This window comes from Stieleria magnilauensis (assembly GCA_007753675.1).
GTDB classification, from domain to species: Bacteria; Planctomycetota; Planctomycetia; order Pirellulales; family Pirellulaceae; genus Stieleria; species Stieleria magnilauensis.
The window spans coordinates 9,779,728-9,796,604 of record CP036432.1; the positions used below are offsets into that span (position 1 = coordinate 9,779,728).

Consider the following 16,877-nt stretch of genomic DNA (forward strand, 5'->3'; position numbering starts at 1 on the left):
ACCCTCTTCTCGTTACAACCGACCTGAACAATCACCGTAAACGGCTTTGAGCTTCTCCAGCGCCCGGATCCACAGCATCCGTGTCGCGGCGTTCGACCGTCCGATCCGCTGAGCGATCTGCTCGTGAGACAGGCCGTCGATGTGCCGCAGTGTCAGAACTTCGCGATAGTCGTTGGGCAGTCGGTCAAGGGCCGCGGCCAATTGCAGGGTTTGTTCCGCCCGGTCGGCGTGCGAGCGTGGATCGGGCTGCCGGTCGATCGCCAGTTGTTCGATCCGAATGCTGTCGCGATCCAAAGCCGCTTGTAATTGTTGTTCGCGTCCCTGCCCGCGTTTGAGCGTTCGCAGCTGATCGCGGTCGTACCGCAACAACGTGCGTTTCAGGATCGTGCGCAACCAGGCCAAGCGTTCGGCTTGCGTGTTTCCCCGAAAGTTTTCGTGGCCACGCCAAGCATCCACCAAGGTTTGCTGCACAACATCCGACGGATCGATGCGACCGCGGAGCGCCGGAGACAACTGGCGTTCTGCGAGCATTTTCAGCCACGGTCGCAGCGGACCGATCGACCAGGTGGCTCGTAGTGAGTCTTCACTCTTCGAAGCGTCTTCATCTCCGCCATTCACGTCGTCGCTTGCCTCCCCATCCAACCCCTGATCCGACGCAATGCCGAAGCCAGAATTCGTAGAATCCAATAGACTTGCACCACCACGATAAGGCTCAACAGCGCGACGCGCAGCAGTCCCGTTGCATCGATGCGGTGACGAAGGATTTCCGGGTCGGGACGTTGCAGGTACGCAAATGCGACCAGGGCCAAAAAGACGACGGGCGTACCGATCGAAAGCATCAATCGGATCGAGTCTCCCTGGCCGTCTTTCTGATCGCGGACGGCGATTAGCAAAGCGACGATGCACATCCAGGCGGTGACACCGTTGAAAAGATGGATGACCAGGCCGGGATCACGCAACCATGGACTTTGCCAGATCACCATCCAAACTCCGACCAGCAGCGGTGCCAGTAGCAGCCAAGCCAGACTCCAGCGTCGCGTTTTCAGCGTCCGCTTTACATACCAAAGCGGCAACAGAATCAAAACGCACAGCGCGAGACCGCCGCGAACCAGATCAAGCCCCCATTGGGCGAGTGTGGTGTCCCCGCCGATCGAACGGAACAGCGGTCGCATTCGACGTGGATCCATTTCCCGATGCGTCGTCACAGCGTTGGATTCTAGCGGTGCTTTGGAACGCAGATCCTGAAACTGAATTCCATCAAGCGTCGGAGACGCGATCCGAGTGTGCGTGTCGTCACGCCGGCAGATGACCGGTACGTTCGAGGCAGATTCTGGATCGCTATCTGTTCCGGTCAGAATCTCCTGCCGCGACCAATCGATTGCCACGAGACGATCCTGGTCGATGTGCAGCCAACTGATCGGGACGTGGTGATCCTCTTTCCAGTGGACACTCTGGATTCCGTTGACGTCGGGAATCGAGATTTGGAATTTCGGAGCAGGCTGCAGCATCGGATAGCACCGAATGACAAGTGATGATCGGCCATCGTCGTTGGGTGCCGATCCGCCCTCCGCCGCAGTGACGCGGTCCATCACAATGCGTTCTTTGACTCCGTCACCGTCGATGTCCCAGAACCACATGCCGACCACATAGAAATTTTCCGCTGATTCATTGAACTGCCGAATCCTTTGGAATTGCTTTTCGCGAAGGTCGAAAATCTCACAACGCGTTTTCCCGTTCGCGTTCCGACTCAACGCCAGCATCGGAATGCCGTCCGAACCGGTCGCGTTGTCGATTGCCACGTATCGGCTCGCGTATGCACCGTCCACGAGAGGAAGAGACGCAGCGTTGTCGGGCTCGGTCGAGTCAACGAGTTCACCATCCGGCCCACAGAGGACCAGCTGTCGTAGCGGATTGTCTTTCGAAGTGTGACCCAAGTAGACGACGTGCGTTTGGCCATCGATGACAACCAACGAAAACGGAATCCAATAGTCGCTTCGAGTCGGCCGCTGGAAGACCGATCGTTCCCATATCAGTTCGCCGTTGGCACCATCCCAGGCGGCGAGAAACAGCTTCTCGTCGTGCGAGTGGGGTCCGACAACGTCCTGGATACCGTCGCCGTTGAGGTCCGCGAACTTTAGATGGTCATAATCAACTGGCGTGTTGACGCGGGATGCTCCGAACAGGAATCGATTCGACCATCGGATCTGGCCTGTCGCTCGACTGACCAAGGACATTTGGAACGCATTGATCGGTTGCCCCGTCATTAAAGAAGACGCTCGGGGGGCAAGTCGTCCATCGCCGACGAGCAAGATTGATATCCCATCGTCAAGTGACTGAGCCAGGATGACTCGGCCTCCCACATTGCCCCGCAAGCGACAAAGTTCAGTCCCCGTTTCTCCGTCGAAGATCCGGGATGGCGTTTCGTATCCCGTTTGATTCTGAACAAGAAAGTCGACCGATCCATCGTCATGTTCAATAGGAATCCATTGGCCGCCATCGGTTCGATCGCTGTTCCAAACCGTCCGTTCAGAGACGGCATCGATGACGCTGATGCGGGTCGGCTGAAAACCTGACGCGGCAATCAGATGTCGGCCCGATTCACCAACCCAGGATGCCAGCAACGTGTTTTCGCCCAATCGAATCGTCGGCGAACGCTGGGATTGCAACAGGACCAGGTGATCTTCACCGACGCCGAAGGGACCACCGCGGCGGCGGTAAGCACGTATCGATGATGTTGAATCAGTGGGGCTGGGACAGACATCCAGCCCCGCGGCGATGGCGACGGGGCTGGGTTGGCTGGGGTGGAAACGAATCACCGAGGACGCGAGCATGACGTCCAAGGTGCGGTCGCCGGCGACAAAATCAATTTCGATCGTTCCCGGTGGGTTGTCAGGAAGTCCACTGCGAATCGCGTCGATCTGGGCGACGCGGATTTGGTCGCCGAACTGGGGAATCCGATGTCTTGCCCAGGCCAGGACGTTGCCTGTTTTTCCCGAAATCCAATCCACGTAAATGTAAGCTTGGTGATCGGCGTCCTTTTCCGCTGCTTCGGTTGGTCCTCGTCCCGCGATGATGGCCGTGGCGATGTCTTTCCAGCCGTCTTGATTGATGTCATCGGTCACCGTGATGCGAGACACGCAATCGTCAGCGGATTGAAACGCCGAGTAGGGCGTCTGGTCGGTCCAAACCGGCGTCCCCGTGGCTGCGTCGAGCAACTGCACGCCCACATCGACGCCGTTGCGATATCGGATGCGGGGCACAATGATTTCGTCCGCACCGTCACCGTTGATGTCCGTGACGTAGGGCCAATCGGCGTGATTGCGGTCGACCGAATAGCGCCACTGGACATGCTCCATTTGTCGGCTCCATCGTTGCCGGCCTTCCAGGTCGTAGGCGGCGATCTGCGTGCCGCTGAATGGAGCCGTGTTCAATCGCGATTCTTCGTGATCGTAAAAGATCAGTCTTGCTTCGCCGCGCGCGTTGGCAATCCGGGGAGCGTGGGGCGGCGTGAAGGGCAACTTGATCGTCACGACAGACGCGGGGTCTTGATCCCAATCGATGACCTGACATTGGTCCCCGATCAACAGGACCACTCGTAGCGAGTCTCCACGCAGCAACTGGGGCGGGCTTGGGACGGGAATCCGTATCGGGGAGCTATAACGCTGGTGTCGCACAAAAAAGTCGCCGAAGTTGCGATGGCCCGAGCGAAACGCCGAGTTCGCATCAAATGATAGACCGCTGAACGATCGATACTGGTGTTTGGCGGGATGATAAATCGCGTCGGCCGGCCAGAACGTGTTGGTGGGTGTGTTGAGCACTTGATGATGCCGATCGATCACATCGCCGGTTTTTCCGCTCAGGACGGCCAAACAGACGTCCGTCTGAATCGCCATCTGATAGTGCACGAACATGGCAAACAGGTCGCTGATTCCGTCGTGGTCTCGATCGCCGACGTCCTGCAGTTCAAAGACCCCCGGGAATCGCAGTGTTGCCCGTCGGTTGAAAGGATCCGGCAAGGTCGACTTGGTGGGCAAGTTGGCGAAGGCGTAGGACCGCGACCACAGCATGTGTCCGCGATCATCGACGGCCAGCAACGCTTGTTGATCGGTCGCGGCGACCAGCGTGTCGGCTCGTTGATCGCCGTTCAAATCGATCGGCGTGCGCAGCGCGGCAACGCCTTGGGTGAGTAGCGGGTGATCGTCGATGTGATGATGCCCGGCATCGAAGTTCGCGGCGCGTTGCGTGTCGGCAAAATTGACGGGGAGGGTGGTTGTTTCGTCTGCGTTGGTTCCATCGAGACTCGTCAACGTCGCGTCGATGGAACTCGCGTCGAGTTCCCACTGGTTGTCAGTGTGCCATGCCACGCGTTTCAGTCGGCCGTCACGTCGCCACAGAATCGCTGGCGTCGATGCATCGGAAACGGTCACGACCGCCGCATCGCTGATCGAAATTTCCTTGGACGGTGCCGGTTGGTTCGTGATCCGGTACTCACTGGGTATGCCTCGGGTGACCGGCAACCGCAGCGTCTGACTCCATCGGCCCGTCGGTGCAACCATCATGTCATAGTCGCCGGCGGTCCGCTCGAGATGGTTCTGCATCGGAAGCGTCAGTTCCATCGTTGAATCCGACAACGCCGATTCGCCGACCGGAACGATGGTCGCTTGGTACGGTCCGCCGCCGGCCCGAACGCGAAACGCGCCCAACTGACTTTGACGCCACTGATCGAGACCAGACAACAGGGCGGCGATCAACACCGCCGTGACTGCCATCGCCGCGGCGGCGACGCGGACACCCGACTGATGCTTGCGAGCCCAACGCGCCGATTTTTCCAAGACCGAAAGTGGGCGGGCTTGAATCGGATGGTCATCGCGCACGGCGCGCAAGTCGTCGGCCAGATCACCGGCGGACTGATAGCGACGCCGTGCGTCTTTCTCCATCGCCTTGTGCAAGACGACCTCGAAATCACGCGGCAGATCGGACCGCAGGCTTCGCAGGGGGGGCGGATCTTCGTGACGAATCTTGTTGATCAGCGTCAACGGGTCATCGCCCCCAAACGGTGGTCGTCCGGTCGCCATCTCATACAGTGTCGCGCCGAGCGAATAGATGTCGCTGCGATGGTCCACATCGGTGGCGCGCAGGTCCGCTTGCTCGGGACTCATGTAGCGCGGTGTGCCCAAGATCGCACCGGTGATTGTCGCGCCAGCATCGACCAGTCGCCGGGCCAAACCGAAATCCGTCAACCAAACGCGGTCTTCATGATCCAAGATCAAGTTGGCCGGTTTGACATCGCGATGGACCACGTCACGGTCATGTGCGTGGGAGAGGGCATCGGCGGCTTGGATTCCGACGTCTAGGATCGCATCGAGTGGCGGCGGAGTCTGCTCTCGGCGGGTCCGTCCGATGCGCGCGGCCAGACTTTCCCCTTCGATGCGTTGCATCGCGTACCAACTCGTGTCGCCTTCGCGTCCGGTTGCGTAAACCGGAACGATATTGGTGTGATGGAGCGCACCCGCCGTTTCGGCTTCGCGACGGAACCGGTCGAGCGCCTGGGGGTCGACGATCCCGAACCGCATCACCTTCAGGGCGACGATTCGATCGAGCGATTTTTCGCGGGCTTCGTAGACCACGCCCATGCCGCCGCGCCCGAGTTCCGAAAGGATCTCGAAATCGCCGATCGAATCGGGAAGCGCGGATTCGGGCGGCAGATCAAATCCGCCGGTTTCCGCACCGCCGAACAACTCCGCCGCGTCCAGGCACTCGGCCAAACGCTCGGCGTATTCGGGGTGCTCGCGGAGCCATTGATCGCGATCGACGGCCCGCCCCTGCTCGCGCTGGCACAGGTATTGATCCAGTAGATCGGCGATTTCGGCGTCGACCGTCGATCCCGGGTCATTGTTCGTCTGGCGTGGCGTGTCAGTCATCTTGATCTTCGATCGTACTTGAAATCACAGGTCCTGGTACCGAAGAGACGACTCAGGAGGTGGCGCAACGGGCTATTTTGCAGACGGACGTTCGCAGAAAGACGGGGGGCAGAAAAATCGACAGGAAAATGGGTGACAGGAAAATGTGCGGGCCCGTTTCAGGCACGACCGCCAATTTCTTGTCAACGATAGTCTTGTCTGCCTTCGTTCGAGCGCCTTGGCACTGTTTACTAGTCCGTTTGCTAGTCTGCCGCTTGTAGTGCGTCGAGTTGTTTTTGGGCGGCCAGGGCGTACCTGTGTTTGGCGCCTCGCTCGCTGCTGATCAATTCGATCGTGGCTTGGAGGTAGTGTTCGGCGTCATCGCGGCGTCCCAGACCGATCAAGGCCTTGGCCATCAGGGATCGCGCCTCGCAGATTGGTCCCGCCGCCGGCGGGTACTCTTTGGCGTGTCGATCGAGACTGTCGTCGAGCCATTTCAGCAGCTCATCGTATCGCTCCGATTCGTCCATCACGCGGGACATTTTGCGCATCGCCGACAACGTCAGCGGATGCCGTGCACCGTAATAGTTTTCGCGGACTTCGAACGACTGGCGCAGATAGCGAAGCGACGAAGCGTATCGCTCGGCCGAATGCAACATCTGTCCCAGCTGAATCATCGCATTGTCTTTCTCGAAGGTTGAGGCTTCCGGGGCGCCGAGCACTTCCAGATAGATGGCTTCGGCTGAGTCCCACTGGCCATTCATTCGATCGACGTCCGCCAGATTCACCAACACCGCCGGTCGGGAGTATTGTTCCGGATGGGAGGAGGCATCGATTCGGCGCAGGGCGCTGCGGAACAAATCGGCGGCGGCGTCGAGTTCGTTCATCTCGATCAACACCGTGCCCAAGTTGTTCATCGCGGCGATCGTTCGTTCGTGAGAATCACCGAGCAGCTCTTGCGTCCGCTCGAGCACTTCAGCTCTTAATCGTTTCGATTCTTCGAAGTCGCCTTCGTCTCCGCGCGATCGCAACACGCCGGCAAGCCGGTCCTTGGTCTCCAGAATCTCCAGTTCGTCAACGGGGCGTACCTGTTCAAACGCCGCCAAGGAAAGACGATACTGTTGCTCGGCGATCTCAGGTTCACCGAGCCAGCGATAGGACTCGCCCAACGTTCTGCGGATCGCACCTTCGACGCCCGGTCGCTCGGTGAATTTGCCATCCAATTCGGGCAATGCTTGATCGACGACTTCGCGAAGCGTCACGTCGTGGCCGCGTCGTTCGGGCAGACTGGCCCCGAGCACTCGATTCAAGAACTCGTTGACTTCCTTGGTCGCTTGCGACGCTTGTTCGGCATTGTCTCTGGCAATCGATTCCGCCGTAGCCGCCTCGATCGCTTTGCCCCATTGATGACTGACAATGATCGCAGCTGCGATCGCAACGGCGGTCAATGCACTGGTCAGGCCGATGATCCATCGCTGTCGTTTACGCGACTCAATCATCCTGACTTCCGAACGCGACCTCTGAATTTCCGCGTGTCTCATTCGACGCTGCAGACTGGCATCGTAGGCCTGAACGATCCGTGCCACCTCGGCGGCGTCGGCGGGACGCTCGGCCGGATCGGTGGCGAGGCAGCGGTGACACAGGGCGACCAGTTCGGAGTCGGCGGGATGATTTCGCAGTGGTTCGAGGGCGGCGTCCAGATCGCCTCGCCTGGTCTTGTCGATCGCCTCGATGCGGGAGGCGTTTGGGAACAAGGTCCGGCCGGTCAGCATTTGAAACAGGATGGCGCCTAAACCAAACACATCCACACGGGCGTCCAACGAATCGATGTCGCCACGGGCTTGCTCGGGGGCCATGTACCCGGGGGTGCCCACGACATCTCCGGCCGTGGTCAATTCGCTTCCTTGTGGTGTCTCGTCACCTCCGGACGTTTCGTCACCTCGGGACGGCGCAGGATCCGGCACACGATTGGCTTGGAGCAGCGTTTGCTCCGACTTTGTCGCTGCGTCAGGATCCGACCGAGGTTGCATGCCTAGCCGTTTGGCCAATCCCCAGTCCATGACTTGGACTTCGCCAAACTTTCCAACCATGATGTTTTGCGGTTTCAAATCCCGATGGATGACCTGTTGAGCGTGGGCATAGGCGATCGTCTGCGCGACACTCTCAAAAATGCCGATCAATTCTCCGAGGCTGTCGTCCGATGCTTGTCTCGCTTCGATCAGCTGTTGCAACGTCTGCCCCTCGACCAACTTCATCGAGAAAAATGGCGTGCCGTCTTCGAGCGTCCCGTGGTCATAGACGGGTGGAATCCCCGGGTGCTGGAGCGTTCCGGTCAACAAACCTTCACGATGAAAGCGATCAATTGCCGCTCCGTTTCGGTGAAACTTGCGCTGAAGTGTCTTCAGTGCCAGATGGCGTTGCCCCATGCGGTCGTAGACGCGATAGACATCCCCGATGCCTCCGCTGCCGATCGACTCGCCGATCTGATAGCGGGGCGAAGACGGGAGCCCCGTATCAGAGAGCAGGCTCGGAAAACTGGTGTTTAAGAACTGGGAGGGAACCGCGTCCAAGACGGATTGGTTCGGTTCGCTGATTGGACCGTCGCCGGACCGGCGCGGTGGTCGGGTGTCGTCATTGGAAGACCTGGACATCTTGCGCTGAAGGGGGTGACGAGGGGTTCCCGGCGGGGCATGACAGTGCCACTGTTCTACGACAACCGCCCGCCGAGAAACTTCGCTCATGAACGGTCCACGCAACCAAGATACCCGATTCTTCCGATCCGCTGCGGCTGTATCGGCAGACCGACTATGGGTAGACCCAACCCCCACTGTCAATCCAGAAATCCCTTGCGGAATAGCAAAAAATCACATTTTGTCCAGTACTGCTCTGGCAGCGATTTTTAGGTGTCCCTAACATCCACAAGGAGTAAAGAAAAAGGCCTCAGCCAAACGATCACTTGGGGCAAAAGTGATCAGAAATGGCTGAGACCTACTACTCAATGCCGGATGCCCAAGGGGCAAGTTTGGAAATCCAGCACCGCACGGCGCCTTCGGGCGTCGTGCGTTTTTTTTTGGTATCGAGAGCAACCCTATCGCGTCGCTGAGTTTCGGCTCGCGACGTTGTCGAGATCCTACGGCGTGTTGACGCCAGGGTCAATGCTGATCTGGCGAATAGACGCCAGGGGTCCGCGAGGCGATTCGCACTTCAGCCTCGTATTCCGCCGCACCTTGGTTTTCGGGTAAGCGGTAGTGGACGAGGCCTCGTCCACGACCTGTAAATTGAGCGGCGATAGGCGACTAGTGGTGCGTCAAAGTCTAATTTTAGGGTAGACGGATTTGAGTTTAACCCGGGCGTCGTCAATTTTCATCTGCCAGTCAACGCCTCGTTGTCTTGCATTGATGTCCGATGACCATGCTGCAATCTCTCTGGCCAACTCCTCAATACTTCCAATGCGTCGCCCGCCAACACATTGACGGGTGATGCTGCTTAACTCGTTCTCTGCGATATTGAGCCAGCTACCGTGCTTGGGCGTATAGCACCAGTTGATTCGCTTCACCAACGCCCGTGCTCGAGACGGCTCAAACACTTCGTAGAAAGCCCCGCGAGTGTGCGTGTTGAGATTGTCGCAAACCAACGTCACCGTCTCGCAATCGGCGTAACGTCCCTCAAGCAGCTCAGCCATTAGCAAGGCCCAGTCCGCTTTGGTCTTGGTCTCTCTGGCGTAGGCTTCTCGCCATCCTGCCAGCGGCTCGGTGTACATGAAAATGTTCGCTACTCCGGCACGTTCGTATTCATAGTCCACCCGGCGGGGATGTTCGGTGGTCGCTTCGATCGGAACGTTGACGTCCTTGATCAGTTGGACCGGTTGTTCATCCATGCAGATCACCGGATGACTCGAATCGTACGGTTTTTCGTAAGTTTCTAGCACATCTTCCATGCTCGCGGCGAACTCCGCATCGCACTGTGGCGGGATCACCCAGTACTCGATGTTGCGATTATTCATGCGATTTTTTTTAGCGTCTGGCGAACGGTTTCATGCGAGACCGAATCGCAGATCCCCAGTTCGACGACTTTCTCGGCGAGCAATCTCAGCGACCAGTTGGCATAGCCTGCTGGCGGTTTGCCTAGACGAGTGGCGATGATTTTCGCCTCTTCTTGACCGCTGAGGCATTTAGGTCTGGCAGGCTCCGCACGTTTCTTTCCCTGCAGTGTTTGCTCAAAGCCAAACTCGACAAACCGCTGTCGTATATTTTCGACCGTCTTGGTGCGGCAACGATAAGCTTCAGCAATCGCCGCATCGGTCCATGCCAAATCGTCTGCATCCGCAGCAAGCAAGATTTGGGCACGACGCACCTTCTGGCTAGAACCGCTAAACTTCTTGACGATTGCATCGAGCGTCCGACGCTCCTGATCGTTCAACCGAACGATGTACTTTTTCTGCATTGGAAAACCCTCCGTGTTCCCCAAAGCATGAAGCTTTTACGCGATTAGACCAACCCTAATTCTTGAAGCTGACGCACCACTAGTGCTTGGGCCGGCGATCGACCAGCCGTTTGGCTTTGGCTTCGAAACGCGGCAGCGATCCTGCGGCCACGGGGGTGACGACCACGCGCATCGCCAACCGCTTTTGAAACCGCTCGGCAAGTTGCTTGCAATCGGCGTCACTCAGTTCCGCTTCGACGGCGAGCGTGTCCATTTCGCCCTGCTTGGTCACGATCATTCGAAACTCGGCGGTCGGATCCACTTGCCGGACGATCGATTCGACACTACTGGGAAACACGTTGACTCCGCGGATGACCATCATGTCGTCGCTGCGGCCGAGGACGCCGCCGTCGAGATACAAGAATTGGCAGGGGTGATCGTGTTGCTGGTAGCCCCGCACGATATCGCCAGTTCGATAGCGGATGGCCGGACCGCCGTATCGTCCCAGTCCGGTCAGCACGAGTTCCGCCTCCTCGCCTTCGCCGGCAGGGCGTCCGTTGGGATGTGCATCGCCGAAACACAGTCGCTGGGCAATGAATTCGGTTTCGATCACGTGCAGTCCGGTGCCGTCGTGGCTTCCGAATCCCCAGGCACCGATTTCGCTCGCCCCGCTGTGGTCGATCACCGTTGCATTCCAGCCTGCCTGGATCCGCGAGCGAATCGCCGGGGCGCTGCCGCCCGGTTCTCCGGCAACGATCAATCGTGAAACGGACGACTGCGTCAAATCGATGGACAGTTTTTCGGCAACGGCGATCAGATGCAACGCATAGGTCGGGGTGCAGCAGACGACCGTGCAACGTTGTTCGAGAATCATCTGAAGACGCGTTTCGCTGGACATGCCGCCGCCGGGAATCACCAACGCTCCGGCGCGGACCAATGCGTCGCTGGCGGTCCAAAACCCGATGAACGGTCCGAAGGAAAACGCCATCATGGCGACGTCGCTGCCGCGAACGTCGGCGGCATGCAAAACGTGTTGCCAACAATCCAGCCACCATTGCCAATCCTGCTGTGTATCGAGCACCGGCATCGGGTGGCCGCTGGTACCACTGGTTTGATGAAACCGCGAATAGGACTCGCGCGGCAAGCAAAACACTCGACCGGGATCGCCAGGCGACGGTGCGACCAGGTCGGACTTGTTCAACAACGGCAGCTCGGACAGTTGGTCAAGCGATCGCAGCGGGAGCTCGAGCGAGCCAAAGCGTTCGCGATAGAAGGGGGTTTCAATGGCGACGCGCAACAACGCGTTGAGCCGGCTGAGCTGAATGGATTCGAGCTGGGCGCGACTGAGACGCCACTGAGCCGCAATCTCGTTTTTGTTCTCGATTTGTGTCATGACGCAAGCAGTCTAGCAGTTTCATTCGCCGAGTTTGATGGTCTTGAAATTGGCGTTGGAAAGACAGATCGAATCAGTCTTCGTCAGTGGAAGGTGGGTCAACAAATTTGTTGGTCAAAAAATGGAAGTTGGAGCGTCGGAAGCACGTGGGGAACCATTGTTTTCTTGCTTGATTTTTTGACCAACCCATTTTTTCACCCCATTTGCCAGAACAGCGCCGCACGTCCGTTTCGCCGTCGGCCTGCAGTGGTGCCGAGAAGTTCAAGAGAGGGAAGCGTGAAGGAGCTGTGAAGAAGCCATGAGAGAACCGTTTTGGCATTGTCGTGACTGAATCGAGCATCCACTTTCTCCGATAGGTTTTACTCTGTCAGAACACATTGAATTAAAAGGCGGGATCCATGAGAGCCCAACAGGTGGGACGTTCAACGTCGCGAGTTGGTTTCACCCTGATCGAACTGCTGGTCGTGATCGCCATCATCGGGCTGTTGGCGTCGATGGCGATGCCTGCGCTCAGCAAAGCGCGTGAGGCGGCGCGCTCGGCCGCGTGCCAATCCAATTTGCGTCAATTCGGGATCGGGCTGATTTCCCGCAGCACGCAAACGCCCAGCGGCGCGTTCTGCTCGGGGAGCTTCGACTTCAAACGTGACGGCGTGCCGACGGAGGTGGGCTGGGTTTCCGACTTGGTGACGCGGGGCATTCTGCCCGGTGAGATGCTGTGCCCGAGCAATTCGGCGCGGAGCAGCAAAGCCGTCGAGGAGATGGTCGCGTTGCCGTTGTCGAATTTCGTCGCCAACGCTTGTTTCCAGGATTCCGAGCGTCTGGGCAGCGAACCGTACACCGATTCGTCCGGGGTGGTGGTTTCTAACATCGCGCGAAAAATCGCGAACGAGGCGATTCCACCCAAGACGCCCGAACGCACCGCGCTGGTCAAGAAAAAGATGATCGACGAGGGCTACAACACCAACTACGCCGCGTCCTGGTTCATGTTGCGGACGGAATTCAATCTGGGCCCCGACGGGAACCTTGCGCGGGTCAATCCCGCGTGCCCCGACATGGACCCGCGTGGCAGAAACGTGACCGAAGGGCCATTGGAAACGCAATACCTGGACGGTTCTCGGGCTCCCCTGTCGACGGTTCCCCTGCTCTGCGATGCCACGCCCTCGGGTTACCTGAGCGCATCGATCGGCGACCGACTGCCGGCGGGAAGCCTGTACACCACACCGATTGTGGGAGGCCCGATCGGCAGCACCTTGCAAATGGATTTGGACGGCGACGGCGTCCCCGAGACGCCGAATCCGAACTATCTGAAGACGCCCGCCTTTTCGGCAGGTGAATCCCGCATCGGGACCGCCGGATGGTACAAGCAGCTGAACTTTTACACCCGCCAGGACTATCGCGGGATCATGCCGTTGCACAACGGCATCGCCAACTGCTTGATGGCCGACGGGTCGGTGCAAGCGTTGTACGATGCCAACGGCGATCAATACGTCAACAATGATTTCGACGTGCCCAGCGGCGGCGGCAGCGTGATTTGGACCAGCGGTAAAACCGAGGCGGACAAGCTGACGATCGCCAGCTACCATTCGTTGAAATCGGATGGGCCGATCGAGTAGCTACTCGCCGGCCGGTCGGAGCGTTAGACTCTCGGGCGTCCCCTGGAACTGCTCGCCGACAAACGCTTCATGAACCAACCACGGAAAAAACGCTACGGGTCACTGGACAGCTACGTGATCGACGCCGGTCAGGCCCAAACGCCTGCGGCACTGGTCATCCTTTGCCACGGCTACGGCGCCCCCGGCAGCGACCTGGTCGGAATCGCCGGCGAGTGGGCCGAGACGCTCGGTGAATCCGCCGACCAATTTCGCTTCATTTTCCCGATCGCCCCGCACAGCCTGGACGAACTGGGGCTGCCATCGGGACGCGCCTGGTGGATGCTGAACATGGCTCGCATGATGGATGCGATCCAAGCGCAGCAATTTGATGAGCTGCACCACGAAACCCCACCGGGTTTAGAGGAGTCTCGCAGGGCACTGTCGCAGTTGGTCAACGCTGCCCGCGAAGAACTGGCCGAGCAACGGGGCTGTGATGTCGACGCGATCCGGTTCGCACTGGGAGGATTTTCGCAAGGTGCCATGTTGGCGATGGACACGGCCCTTCGCGGCCCGATTCCGGCGCCCGAATTGTTGATCCAGTTTTCGGGATCGGTGATCTGTCAGAGTGGTTGGACCGAATCGTTGTCGCGTCTGCAGAAGACCCGTGTCTACCAGTCGCACGGAACCCAGGACCCGATCCTGCCGTTCCCGTCCGCCGAGCGACTGCGCGATCTGCTTGTCGCGGCCGACGTCGACCTCGAGTTCCACCCCTTCTTTGGGCCGCATACGATCGACGGAGAGGCGATTGCGTCGACCGCGATTGCCCTGCAACAATTGCTCGACCCTCCCTCGCACGGAAACACCGCCCCATGATTCGTCTTGCAAGTCGCCGTCCGGAATCCGAGGAGTTTGACAGTGAGTATCACGGTCAATTGATTGCCCGCGTCGAAGGGGACTGCGCGATCAAGATTCTGCGACACCAACTGCATTGGATCTGCGACTTGGCCAGCAGCATCAGCACCGAACAGGTCGACCGGATCCACGCCCCTTACCAGTGGACGATCCGGCAAGTGTTTGAGCATTGCGCCAACGCGGAGCGAATGTTCGGCTATCGGATGATGTGTTTGGCCGACGGCAGTGGGCCCACGTTACCCAATTGGGACGAAAATGTTTCCGCCGCCAGCCGATTCGGATTAGGCAATTTCTCTTGCCTGGCCGCCGAGTTGGGCGATCTGAGAAAAGCGAACCTGGGGCTGCTGCAGCGGCTTTCCCCCCGCGCTTGGGACGGCTCGGGAATGGTCGCCGGCCACCGGGTGAGCGTTCGTGCCGTCGCTTGGCTCACCGCCGGACATCTGCTGCACCACTTTGAAATCGTCGAAAACCGCTGTGGGGTCACTGCGACGCGCGGCCCCGCCATGTTAGAGTGATGGATTCTATTTCCCACTCTCGCTAATCACAACGATGTTCGTCGACCGCGTCCAAATTGAACTTCACGCCGGAAAGGGCGGGGACGGATGCTCCAGCATGCGCCGCGAAAAATACATTCCGCGCGGGGGCCCCGACGGTGGCAACGGCGGGCACGGCGCCAGCCTGATTCTGGAAGCCAGGTTGGGGGTCAATTCGCTGGCCGCGTTTGCCAATCGAAAGTTCATTCGGGCGGGTAACGGACGGCAAGGCCAGGGGGCGATGTGCCATGGGCGAAAGGCCGAGGACCAGACGCTGTACGTTCCGCCGGGGACCCTGGTGATCGACGCCGAGCAGGGTTTTGTCATCAAAGACCTGAAACACCACGGCGATTCGTTCGTCGTCGCACGCGGCGGCAAGGGCGGCAAGGGGAACGCCCATTTCAAAAGCAGCACCAATCAGGCGCCGCGAGAATTTCAGCGTGGCGAGGAGGGTGAAGTCCGCAGCGTCATCCTGGAACTGCGTTCGATCGCCGATGTCGGCCTGATCGGCAAACCCAATGCGGGGAAAAGCACGCTGCTGAGCCGGATCACGAGTGCCCGCCCAGAAATCGCCGACTACCCCTTCACCACCAAACATCCCAACTTGGGCATCGTCGAACTCGATGAAGCACGTTCCTTTGTCTTGGCCGACATCCCGGGACTGATCGAAGGGGCCAGCGATGGCCTGGGCCTGGGACATGAATTCCTCAAGCACATCGAACGCGCCGGCTTGCTGGTCCATCTGGTCGAACCCGAACCGTCCGACCAGTCGGATCCGCTGGACAACTACCGAGCCATCCGAAGCGAGTTGTCGCAGTACGACCAGGCACTTGCCGATCGCGACGAAATCTTGGTCATCACCAAGAGTGAGATGCCGCAGGCGGCCGAGGTCGCCGAGCGGCTGCGCGAAGAAACCGACCGGCCCGTGCTGCTGATCAGCGCCATGACCGGAGCCGGTTTGAACGAGTTTACCGAAGCGGTGATGACGCGGGTCCAACAGCGTCGCAAGGCGCAGTTGGAAGCCGGCGAGGACGTTCCGGTGTTGCGGGAATCCCAGCTCGCGACCGAAAAACGAAAAGTGCCGCCGCACCTGCGGGGTGCGACCGCACAGCTTTCCAATGAGCATCAAGCCAAAGACTTTGATACCGTCGTCGACACCTCGGATGAGGATGCGCCGTGACGCCGGCTGAGACGATTGCTGCGATCGATGTCGGCAACTCAGCGATCAAAGTCGCGCTGGCCAACACCTCCGAGCTGCTCGCCGGCGAAGTGAATTCCAATGCCCCCGACGACGCGTTGCGTTACCAGACGTTTCCATTGGACCAGCCGCAATGGGACAAACAGGTCTGTCGCTGGGTGCAGCAGCAGACCGGCCGGTCGGAAGTTTCGTGGCGGGTTTCGACGGTCAACCACGCCGCCAGCCGTCCGTTGCATGATGCCGTCTGCGCCTGTTGGGAATCCGCACCGTCAACCGCCGGTGGTCCGCGGCAAGTGGATTGGCGTCACTTGTCCAGCCACGATGTCCCGCTGCAAATTCGAGTCGACGCGCCGGAGAAAGTCGGAATCGATCGTCTGCTGAGTGCCTATGCCGCATCCAACCGTTTCGATCCGCCGCTGGTCGTCGTCGACGCCGGTTCGGCCGTGACGGTCGACTGCGTCCGCCCATCTCCCGATGCTCCGCCGGTGTTTGTCGGTGGGGCGATCCTGCCGGGGATTCGGCTTCAACATGCCGCACTGGTGACGGGAACCGAAGGACTCCAGCAAGCGACGCTGGAAACCGCTCCCGACGGGACCGGGGCGATGGCTCCGGCGACCAACACCCGGCAAGCGATTCGTTTGGGCGTGCTGGCGGCCGTCGTCGGAGGCGTCGAACGACTGGCACGGGAGTACGCGGGATTCTCCCCATCCTGCCATGCACACGAAAACGGTGATGCGGACGGTGCCTTTCGGATCGTACTGAGCGGCGGGGACGCAGCAACGATCTCGCCCTACATGCGAGCCCAGCACGAACTCGTTCCCAATTTAGTCTGTCTGGGGATATTGGATCTGGCAATTCGACAATGCCAGTTTGCCCCGAGCGGGCTAGAATGATCTGACGACACGCCCGATCCCCGCTTGCCCTCGA

At 59.4% G+C, this 16,877-nt stretch carries 12 protein-coding genes; 5 read left to right on the forward strand and 7 right to left on the reverse strand.

The features are described 5' to 3' along the window. Positions 1 to 12: 12 nt before the first annotated feature. The 7 genes from TBK1r_RS34985 to TBK1r_RS35015 all read right to left on the reverse strand — a co-directional run bounded on the left by TBK1r_RS34985 (position 13) and on the right by TBK1r_RS35015 (position 12,055). The gene (locus TBK1r_RS34985; protein WP_145220511.1) at positions 13 to 618 is read right to left on the reverse strand and encodes a sigma-70 family RNA polymerase sigma factor; all 606 of its coding nucleotides are present in this window, start codon (positions 616 to 618) and stop codon (positions 13 to 15) included. Then, a complete protein-coding gene (locus tag TBK1r_RS34990; protein WP_145220513.1) occupies positions 615 to 5,921 on the reverse strand; it encodes a serine/threonine protein kinase in 5,307 nt (1,768 codons plus the stop codon). The genes TBK1r_RS34985 and TBK1r_RS34990 overlap by 4 nt, the downstream gene beginning before the upstream one ends. 242 nt (positions 5,922 to 6,163) lie before the next feature. Beyond that, positions 6,164 to 8,551 (reverse strand): serine/threonine-protein kinase, encoded by a 2,388-nt coding sequence (locus TBK1r_RS34995; protein WP_419580698.1) that lies wholly within the window; start codon positions 8,549 to 8,551, stop codon positions 6,164 to 6,166. Positions 8,552 to 9,207: 656 nt separating this feature from the next. Beyond that, a complete protein-coding gene (locus TBK1r_RS35000; protein WP_145209010.1) occupies positions 9,208 to 9,903 on the reverse strand; it encodes an IS630 family transposase in 696 nt (231 codons plus the stop codon). Then, on the reverse strand, positions 9,900 to 10,343 hold the full coding sequence (locus TBK1r_RS35005; protein WP_145209012.1) for a helix-turn-helix domain-containing protein: 444 nt from the start codon (positions 10,341 to 10,343) through the stop codon (positions 9,900 to 9,902). The genes TBK1r_RS35000 and TBK1r_RS35005 overlap by 4 nt, the downstream gene beginning before the upstream one ends. Before the next feature lie 79 nt (positions 10,344 to 10,422). Then, positions 10,423 to 11,715 (reverse strand): phenylacetate--CoA ligase family protein, encoded by a 1,293-nt coding sequence (locus tag TBK1r_RS35010; protein WP_145220517.1) that lies wholly within the window; start codon positions 11,713 to 11,715, stop codon positions 10,423 to 10,425. 73 nt (positions 11,716 to 11,788) lie between these two features. Next, entirely contained in the window at positions 11,789 to 12,055 is a 267-nt protein-coding gene (locus TBK1r_RS35015) for a hypothetical protein (RefSeq protein ID WP_145220520.1), read from the reverse strand. Positions 12,056 to 12,113: 58 nt separating this feature from the next. Here TBK1r_RS35015 and TBK1r_RS35020 point away from each other — a divergent pair, with 58 nt between their 5' ends. The 5 genes from TBK1r_RS35020 to TBK1r_RS35040 all read left to right on the forward strand — a co-directional run bounded on the left by TBK1r_RS35020 (position 12,114) and on the right by TBK1r_RS35040 (position 16,843). Then, positions 12,114 to 13,328 (forward strand): DUF1559 family PulG-like putative transporter, encoded by a 1,215-nt coding sequence (locus TBK1r_RS35020; RefSeq protein WP_145220522.1) that lies wholly within the window; start codon positions 12,114 to 12,116, stop codon positions 13,326 to 13,328. Between the two features lie 69 nt (positions 13,329 to 13,397). After that, positions 13,398 to 14,180: an alpha/beta hydrolase gene (locus tag TBK1r_RS35025; RefSeq protein ID WP_145220524.1), complete on the forward strand. Its 783-nt coding sequence runs from the start codon at positions 13,398 to 13,400 to the stop codon at positions 14,178 to 14,180. Next, positions 14,177 to 14,734 carry a DinB family protein gene (locus TBK1r_RS35030; RefSeq protein ID WP_145220526.1) on the forward strand — a complete coding sequence of 186 codons (558 nt, stop codon included), beginning with the start codon at positions 14,177 to 14,179 and terminating at the stop codon, positions 14,732 to 14,734. The genes TBK1r_RS35025 and TBK1r_RS35030 overlap by 4 nt, the downstream gene beginning before the upstream one ends. 34 nt (positions 14,735 to 14,768) lie before the next feature. Next, positions 14,769 to 15,932 carry a GTPase ObgE gene (obgE, locus tag TBK1r_RS35035; protein WP_145220528.1) on the forward strand — a complete coding sequence of 388 codons (1,164 nt, stop codon included), beginning with the start codon at positions 14,769 to 14,771 and terminating at the stop codon, positions 15,930 to 15,932. Next, positions 15,929 to 16,843, forward strand: a complete 915-nt coding sequence (locus TBK1r_RS35040) for a type III pantothenate kinase (protein WP_145220530.1) — start codon at positions 15,929 to 15,931, stop codon at positions 16,841 to 16,843. The genes obgE and TBK1r_RS35040 overlap by 4 nt, the downstream gene beginning before the upstream one ends. The last annotated feature ends 34 nt before the right edge of the window (positions 16,844 to 16,877 follow it).

What these genes read in the sequence shown, in the direction of transcription:
- TBK1r_RS35020 (WP_145220522.1), top strand. Translation starts at nt 12,114, where the DNA reads ATGAGAGCCCAACAGGTGGGACGTTCAACGTCGCGAGTTGGTTTCACC.
- TBK1r_RS35005 (WP_145209012.1), bottom strand. Translation starts at nt 10,343, where the DNA reads ATGCAGAAAAAGTACATCGTTCGGTTGAACGATCAGGAGCGTCGGACG.
- TBK1r_RS34990 (WP_145220513.1), bottom strand. Translation starts at nt 5,921, where the DNA reads ATGACTGACACGCCACGCCAGACGAACAATGACCCGGGATCGACGGTC.
- TBK1r_RS35030 (WP_145220526.1), top strand. Translation starts at nt 14,177, where the DNA reads ATGATTCGTCTTGCAAGTCGCCGTCCGGAATCCGAGGAGTTTGACAGT.
- TBK1r_RS35000 (WP_145209010.1), bottom strand. Translation starts at nt 9,903, where the DNA reads ATGAATAATCGCAACATCGAGTACTGGGTGATCCCGCCACAGTGCGAT.
- TBK1r_RS34995 (WP_419580698.1), bottom strand. Translation starts at nt 8,551, where the DNA reads ATGTCCAGGTCTTCCAATGACGACACCCGACCACCGCGCCGGTCCGGC.
- TBK1r_RS35015 (WP_145220520.1), bottom strand. Translation starts at nt 12,055, where the DNA reads ATGCTCGATTCAGTCACGACAATGCCAAAACGGTTCTCTCATGGCTTC.
- TBK1r_RS35025 (WP_145220524.1), top strand. Translation starts at nt 13,398, where the DNA reads ATGAACCAACCACGGAAAAAACGCTACGGGTCACTGGACAGCTACGTG.
- TBK1r_RS35010 (WP_145220517.1), bottom strand. Translation starts at nt 11,715, where the DNA reads ATGACACAAATCGAGAACAAAAACGAGATTGCGGCTCAGTGGCGTCTC.
- obgE (WP_145220528.1), top strand. Translation starts at nt 14,769, where the DNA reads ATGTTCGTCGACCGCGTCCAAATTGAACTTCACGCCGGAAAGGGCGGG.